Origin of the sequence: uncultured Streptococcus sp. (genome assembly GCF_915066115.1) — a bacterium.
Taxonomy (GTDB): domain Bacteria; phylum Bacillota; class Bacilli; order Lactobacillales; family Streptococcaceae; genus Streptococcus.
Map to the genome: position 1 here is coordinate 1 of NZ_CAJZDT010000099.1, position 7207 is coordinate 7207.

Genomic DNA, 7207 nt, shown 5'->3' on the forward strand with positions numbered 1-7207 from the left:
TCGTCACGACGCGGGGTGTGTGAGCTTTTGCAGCTGCAGCAGGTATGGCAGCAGTAACCTATACGATTTTAGCACTTGCCCACGCTGGTGACCATGTAGTGGCAGCATCAACTATTTACGGTGGAACCTTCAATCTTTTGAAAGAAACTCTTCCTCGTTATGGGATTACAACAACCTTTGTTGATGTTGATAATTTGGAGGAAGTGGAAGCAGCTATCAATGACAATACCAAGCTTGTCTTGATTGAAACCTTGGGCAACCCCTTGATTAACATTCCTGACTTGGAAAAATTAGCTGATATTGCGCATAAACACCAGATTCCACTTGTTTCTGACAATACCTTTGCAACACCTTACTTGATTAATGTCTTCTCTCACGGTGTAGATATTGCCATTCACTCTGCGACTAAGTTTATCGGTGGGCATGGTACGACTATTGGAGGAGTGATTGTTGACAGTGGTCGTTTTGACTGGGCGGCTTCAGGGAAATTCCCTCAATTTGTTGAGGAAGACCCAAGTTACCACAATTTGAGCTATACTCGTGATGTGGGTGCAGCGGCTTTTATTATCGCTGTTCGTGTCCAATTGCTCCGTGATACAGGTGCAGCCTTGTCTCCATTTAATGCCTTTCTCTTGCTCCAAGGACTTGAAACCCTTTCACTTCGTGTCGAACGTCATGTGCAAAATGCAGAGAAAATTGTTGATTTCCTTGTCAACCATCCTAAGGTAGAAAAAGTCAACTATCCAAAACTTGCTGACAGTCCTTACTATGCCTTGGCTGAGAAATACTTGCCAAAAGGTGTGGGTTCAATCTTTACCTTCCATGTCAAAGGTGGAGAAACAGAAGCCCGCAAGGTGATTGACAATTTAGAAATCTTTTCTGACCTAGCAAACGTGGCAGATGCTAAATCGCTTGTTGTTCATCCAGCCACAACCACTCACGGTCAATTGTCAGAAAAAGACCTAGAAGCAGCAGGTGTCACACCAAACCAAATCCGCTTGTCTATCGGACTTGAAAATGTAGATGATTTGATTGAAGATTTGCGCTTGGCCTTGGAAAAAATTTAAAGTAAAAGAAGATAAACAGTGGGTTTTGACTCACTGTTTTTGATTTTCCCTCAGGCATGATATAATGGTTACAGAAGTCTAGAAAGAGGAACGATATGAACGAAATCAAATGTCCCAACTGTGGGGAAGTCTTTACAGTAAATGAAAGCCAGTATGCCGAACTTTTGTCCCAAGTGAGAACAGCAGAGTTTGATAAGGAATTACACGACCGCATGAAGCAGGAACTGGCCTTGGTTGAGCAAAAGGCTATGAATGAACAACAGTCTAAACTAGCTCAAAAAGACCAAGAAATCGCGCAATTGCAGAGTCAAATCCAAAACTTTGATACAGAGAAAGAGTTGGCTAAGAAAGAGGTTGAACAGACAAGCCATCAGGCTCTCTTGGCTAAGGACAAGGAAGTACAGGCCTTGGAAAACCAATTGGCCACCTTGCGTTTGGAGCATGAAAATCAACTGCAAAAGACCCTTTCTGACCTAGAAAAAGAACGAGATCAGGTCAAAAATCAACTCCTCTTGCAAGAAAAAGAAAATGAGTTATCTTTAGCTTCTGTTAAGCAGAATTACGAAGCCCAGCTTAAAGCAGCCAGTGAACAAGTCGAGTTTTATAAGAATTTTAAGGCTCAACAATCTACCAAGGCAATCGGTGAAAGTCTGGAACAGTATGCGGAAAGTGAGTTTAACAAGGTCCGCAGTTTTGCCTTTCCAAATGCCTACTTTGAGAAGGATAACAAGGTCTCTGCGCGTGGTTCCAAAGGAGACTTTATCTTCCGTGAGAGTGATGAAAATGGAGTGGAAATCATTTCCATCATGTTTGAAATGAAAAATGAAGCGGACGGAACAGAGAAGAAGCACAAGAATGCAGATTTTTACAAGGAATTGGACAAGGACCGTCGGGAGAAGAACTGTGAGTATGCCGTTTTGGTGACTATGCTAGAGGCCGATAACGACTACTTTAATACAGGGATTGTTGACGTTAGCCACGAGTATGAAAAGATGTATGTTGTCCGTCCTCAATTCTTTATACAGTTGATTGGTCTCTTACGCAATGCAGCGCTTAATTCTCTTAAATACAAGCAGGAGCTGGCCTTGGTTCGGGAGCAAAATATTGATATTACACATTTTGAGGAGGACTTGAATGCCTTTAAACTAGCCTTTGCTAAGAACTACAACTCAGCTTCAACTAACTTTGGCAAAGCCATCGATGAAATCGACAAGGCCATCAAACGCATGGAAGAGGTCAAGAAGTTCCTAACCACATCCGAAAACCAACTCCGTCTTGCAAATAACAAACTGGAAGATGTTTCAGTTAAAAAATTGACCCGAAAAAATCCAACTATGAAAGCTAAGTTTGAAGCGCTGAAGGAGGAGTGAGAAAGCAAAAATGAACGGTATTATCAACTTAAAAAAAGAAGCGGGGATGACCTCGCATGATGCGGTTTTTAAACTGCGTAAGATTTTAGGAACCAAGAAAATTGGTCATGGTGGGACTTTGGATCCGGATGTAGTGGGTGTTTTGCCGATTGCGGTTGGCAAGGCGACACGCATGGTCGAGTTTATGCAGGACGAGGGCAAGGTCTATGAGGGGGAAATCACTCTAGGTTATTCAACGACGACCGAGGATGCCAGTGGAGAAGTTGTCGCAGAGACCCCTGTTTTGTCGCCCTTGGATGAAAATCTTGTTGATGAAGCGATAGCCAATTTGACTGGGCCTATTACCCAAATTCCGCCTATGTACTCGGCTGTTAAGGTCAATGGTCGTAAGCTTTATGAATATGCGCGTGCTGGTCAGGAGGTGGAGCGTCCAGAACGTCAGGTGACCATTTATAGCTTTGAGCGGACAAGTCCGATTTCTTATGAGAGCGAACTTGCACGTTTTACTTTTCGTGTGAAATGCAGCAAGGGAACTTACATCCGTACCTTATCTGTTGATTTAGGTGAGAAGCTTGGTTATGCAGCTCATATGTCATACCTGACAAGGACTAGTGCTGCAGGTTTACAACTGGAGGATGCTCTTACCTTGGAAGAAATTGCTACAAAAGTGGAGGCTGAACAATTAGACTTTCTCCATCCTCTAGAGATTGGGACGGGGGACCTTGTCAAAGTTTTTCTAAGTCCAGAAGAGGCTACAGAAGTGCGCTTTGGTCGTTTTATCGAGCTAGATCAGTCGGATAAGGAATTAGCTGCCTTTGAAGGCGATAAATTGTTAGCAATTTTAGAAAAACGGGACAATCTCTATAAGCCAAGGAAGGTTTTTAGCTAGTCTAACTGGGTGTAGGGATTGGAAATGTTTCCTTTAGACTATCCAAATCAGACTATAAATTTCCCAAAAATTGTGATAGAATAGACGAGGATAAAAAAACGGAGGATAGCATGCAAAATAGACCAATCATTATCGGAGTGACAGGTGGTTCTGGTGGAGGAAAAACCAGTGTTTCAAGAGCCATTTTATCGCATTTCCCTGATGAAAAGATTTCCATGATTGAGCATGATTCATACTACAAGGATCAGTCTCATTTGACCTTTGAAGAGCGTATCAAAACCAACTATGACCATCCTTTTGCCTTTGATACAGACTTGATGATCGAGCAGATTAAGGAATTATTGGCAGGGCGTCCGGTGGACATCCCGACTTATGACTATACAGAGCATACACGGAGTAGTAAGACCTATCGTCAAGAGCCTCAAGATGTCTTTATTGTTGAGGGGATTTTGGTCTTGGAGGACAAGCGTCTGCGTGATTTGATGGATATCAAGATTTTTGTGGATACGGATGATGATGTACGCATTATTCGTCGTATCAAGCGTGATATGGAAGAACGTGGCCGTAGCCTTGATAGCGTCATTGACCAGTATTTAGGTGTGGTTAAACCTATGTACCACCAGTTTATCGAGCCAACCAAGCGTTATGCTGATATCGTCATTCCTGAGGGAGTCAGCAATACCGTTGCTATTGACCTTTTGACGACCAAGATTGCAAAGATTTTGGAAGAAGCTCGAAACAGCAAATAATCAAATGTGGAGGCCTTGCCTCCTTTTTTTATTTTTCTCTCATAATGGTACATAAATGGAGATTTTTAGGCATATTTTTGGTATAATAATACCCATGAAAGAGCAAGAAAATGAGTAGTAGGTGGAGATGGAAAAGTATTTATCGGTAACAACTTTGACCAAGTATCTGAAAATGAAATTCGATAAAGACCCTTACTTGGAACGGGTCTATTTAACTGGGCAAGTTTCCAACTTTCGTAAACGACCTACTCACCAATATTTCTCCCTAAAGGATGATCATGCAGTCATTCAAGCGACCATCTGGTCTGGGATTTATCAGAAATTAGGCTTTGACCTGGAAGAAGGGATGAAAATCAATGTGATTGGGCGTGTGCAGGTCTATGAGCCAAGTGGTAGCTACTCCATCATCATTGAAAAGGCAGAGCCTGATGGAGTTGGTGCGCTTGCGATTCAGTTTGAACAACTCAAGAAAAAATTGACGGAAGAAGGTCTGTTTCAAGAACGATTCAAGCAACCTCTGCCCCAATTTTCTAAGCGAATTGGTGTGGTAACCAGTCGTAGTGGAGCCGTTATTCGAGATATTATCACGACCGTCAGCAGGCGCTTTCCAGGTGTCGATATCTTACTTTATCCAACTAAGGTTCAAGGTGAGGGTTCTGCGGAGGAAATTGCTCGAAATATTGCGCGTGCTAATGAACGTGACGATTTGGACTTGCTGATTATTGGTCGTGGAGGGGGTTCTATCGAGGATCTCTGGGCCTTTAACGAAGAAATTGTGGTACGAGCTATTTTTGAATCTCGTTTGCCGGTTATCTCTAGTGTGGGGCATGAGACGGATGTGACCTTGGCAGATTTTGTAGCGGATCGTCGGGCGGCAACGCCAACAGCTGCAGCTGAACTAGCAACACCTGTGACCAAGTTGGATGTGTTGGCTCATTTGCAAAATCAAGAAAAACGGATGGCAACAGCAGTCCGAAATGTCCTAGCTAAGAAACAAGAATCTTTGAAAAAATGTAGTCAGTCTGTTATCTTTAGACAGCCAGAGCGCTTGTATGATGGTTATTTGCAACGATTGGATCAACTGCAACTGCGCTTAAAACAAAGTTTGCGCACACAGATTTCCGATAACAAACAGCTAGTACAAGCAAGGACACATCAACTGGTACAATTATCACCTGTTACCAAAATCCAGCGTTATCAAGACCGCCTAGGTCAATTGGACAAGCTCTTACGAAGTCAAATGGCACTGGTTTATGATGCCAAGGTTGCTGAAGTGAAGCGACTTTCAGAAGCCTTGTTGATGTTGGATACCAGTCGAATCGTGGCGCGTGGTTATGCTATTGTCAAAAAAGAAGAGTCCGTTGTTGATTCGGTTGAAAATTTGAAGAAAAAAGACCAAGTGACGCTTTTGATGCGAGATGGTCAAGTAGAATTAGAGGTTAAAGATGTCAAAACAAAAGAAATTTGAGGAAAATCTAGCAGAACTGGAGACCATTGTCCAAAGTTTGGAAAATGGTGAAATTGCTTTGGAAGATGCGATTGCGGCCTTTCAAAAGGGTATGGTCTTGTCAAAAGAGCTCCAAGCGACGCTGGACAAGGCTGAAAAGACCTTGGTCAAGGTCATGCAAGAAGACGGAACAGAAAGTGATTTTGAATGAAAAAGCAAGAAAAATTAGCTCTTGTTGAGTCGGCTTTGGAAGACTTTTATGGAGACCAGCAGTTTGCTTCTAGTTTGCGAGAGTCTATTCTCTATTCCATTCATGCTGGTGGCAAGCGTATTCGGCCTTTTCTCTTGTTAGAAGTTCTGGAAGCCTTGCAGGTCGCTATTAAACCAGCACATGCGCAGGTGGCTGCGGCCTTGGAAATGATTCATACAGGGAGCTTGATTCACGATGATCTTCCAGCTATGGATGATGATGATTACCGTCGGGGACGCTTGACCAATCATAAGAAATTTGGTGAAGCTATGGCCATTTTGGCAGGAGATGCCTTGTTCCTGGATCCCTATGCCTTGATAGCGCAGGCAGATTTGCCAAGTCAGATTAAGGTGGACTTGATTGCCAATTTATCGCTTGCTTCAGGTAGTCTAGGCATGGTAGCAGGGCAGGTTTTGGACATGGAAGGCGAACACCAGCATTTGTCCTTGAAAGAACTTCAGACCATTCATGCCAATAAGACTGGGAAACTACTAGCCTATCCCTTCCAGGCAGCTGCTATTATAGCTGAATTGGCTCCTGAAATACAAGCAAAACTGAAAACTGTTGGTGAATTGATTGGGCTTGCTTTTCAAGTCAGAGATGATGTACTGGATGTGACAGCTAGTTTTGAGGAAATCGGCAAGACACCGCAAAAGGATTTGCAGGCTGAAAAATCAACCTATCCATCCTTGTTGGGATTGGAAGAGGCCATTTCCTTTTGCAACCAAACCTTGGATCAAGCTAATGCCAAATTAGAAGAAATTGCCCAGCAGATTCCCTTTGATACAGAATCGATTGTAAGTGTAGTAGAAAGTTTGAGAATCAATGGCTAAGGAAAGAGTGGATGTACTAGCTTATAAACAGGGCTTGTTTGAAACGCGAGAACAGGCCAAGCGCGGTGTCATGGCTGGTCTAGTTGTAGCAGTTCTGAATGGAGAACGGTTTGACAAACCAGGAGAGAAAATCCCAGATGATACTGAGCTAAAACTCAAAGGTGAAAAACTCAAGTATGTCAGCCGTGGTGGCTTAAAACTGGAAAAGGCCTTGCAAGTCTTTGATTTGTCAGTGGATGGGGCGACCACGATTGATATTGGGGCTTCTACTGGTGGCTTTACCGATGTCATGTTGCAAAATGGTGCTGAGCTTGTCTACGCGGTGGATGTTGGGACCAATCAGTTAGCCTGGAAATTGCGCCAAAATCCTCGGGTTGTCAGCATGGAGCAGTTTAATTTCCGCTATGCCGAGCCAGCTGATTTCGAATTTCAGCCCAGCTTTGTCAGCATTGACGTCAGCTTTATCTCGCTCAGCTTGATTTTGCCGGCCCTCTATCAGATTTTAGAGGAGGGAGGTCAGGTCGTGGCCTTGATTAAGCCTCAGTTCGAGGCTGGCCGCGAGCAGATTGGCAAGAAGGGAATTATCAAGGACAAGAAGGTTC

The 7207-nt window shown here is 43.4% G+C and carries 7 protein-coding genes and 1 pseudogene; all 8 read left to right on the top strand.

What is annotated here, in order from left to right; genetic code table 11:
* Window positions 1–35 precede the first annotated feature (35 nt).
* A pseudogene (locus QZ565_RS07070) lies at window positions 36–1067 on the top strand (aminotransferase class V-fold PLP-dependent enzyme); the annotation flags it as partial.
* 95 nt (window positions 1068–1162) lie between these two features.
* A complete protein-coding gene (locus QZ565_RS07075; protein ID WP_295527500.1) occupies window positions 1163–2437 on the top strand; it encodes a DUF2130 domain-containing protein in 1275 nt (424 codons plus the stop codon).
* Window positions 2438–2447: 10 nt separating this feature from the next.
* Complete coding sequence (gene truB / locus QZ565_RS07080) at window positions 2448–3326, top strand: tRNA pseudouridine(55) synthase TruB (protein WP_295527503.1); 879 nt, start codon at window positions 2448–2450, stop codon at window positions 3324–3326.
* Between the two features lie 110 nt (window positions 3327–3436).
* Window positions 3437–4075: a uridine kinase gene (gene udk / locus QZ565_RS07085; protein ID WP_001181365.1), complete on the top strand. Its 639-nt coding sequence runs from the start codon at window positions 3437–3439 to the stop codon at window positions 4073–4075.
* Window positions 4076–4202: 127 nt separating this feature from the next.
* Window positions 4203–5543, top strand: coding sequence for an exodeoxyribonuclease VII large subunit (gene xseA, locus QZ565_RS07090; RefSeq protein WP_295527507.1), 1341 nt, complete (start codon window positions 4203–4205; stop codon window positions 5541–5543).
* Window positions 5521–5733, top strand: a complete 213-nt coding sequence (locus QZ565_RS07095; protein ID WP_000043226.1) for an exodeoxyribonuclease VII small subunit — start codon at window positions 5521–5523, stop codon at window positions 5731–5733. Before xseA ends, QZ565_RS07095 begins: the two co-directional genes overlap by 23 nt.
* Entirely contained in the window at window positions 5730–6605 is an 876-nt protein-coding gene (locus QZ565_RS07100; protein ID WP_295527510.1) for a polyprenyl synthetase family protein, read from the top strand. Before QZ565_RS07095 ends, QZ565_RS07100 begins: the two co-directional genes overlap by 4 nt.
* On the top strand, window positions 6598–7207 hold a 610-nt coding region (locus QZ565_RS07105), incomplete at its 3' end, for a TlyA family RNA methyltransferase (protein ID WP_295527513.1). The genes QZ565_RS07100 and QZ565_RS07105, both read left to right, overlap by 8 nt.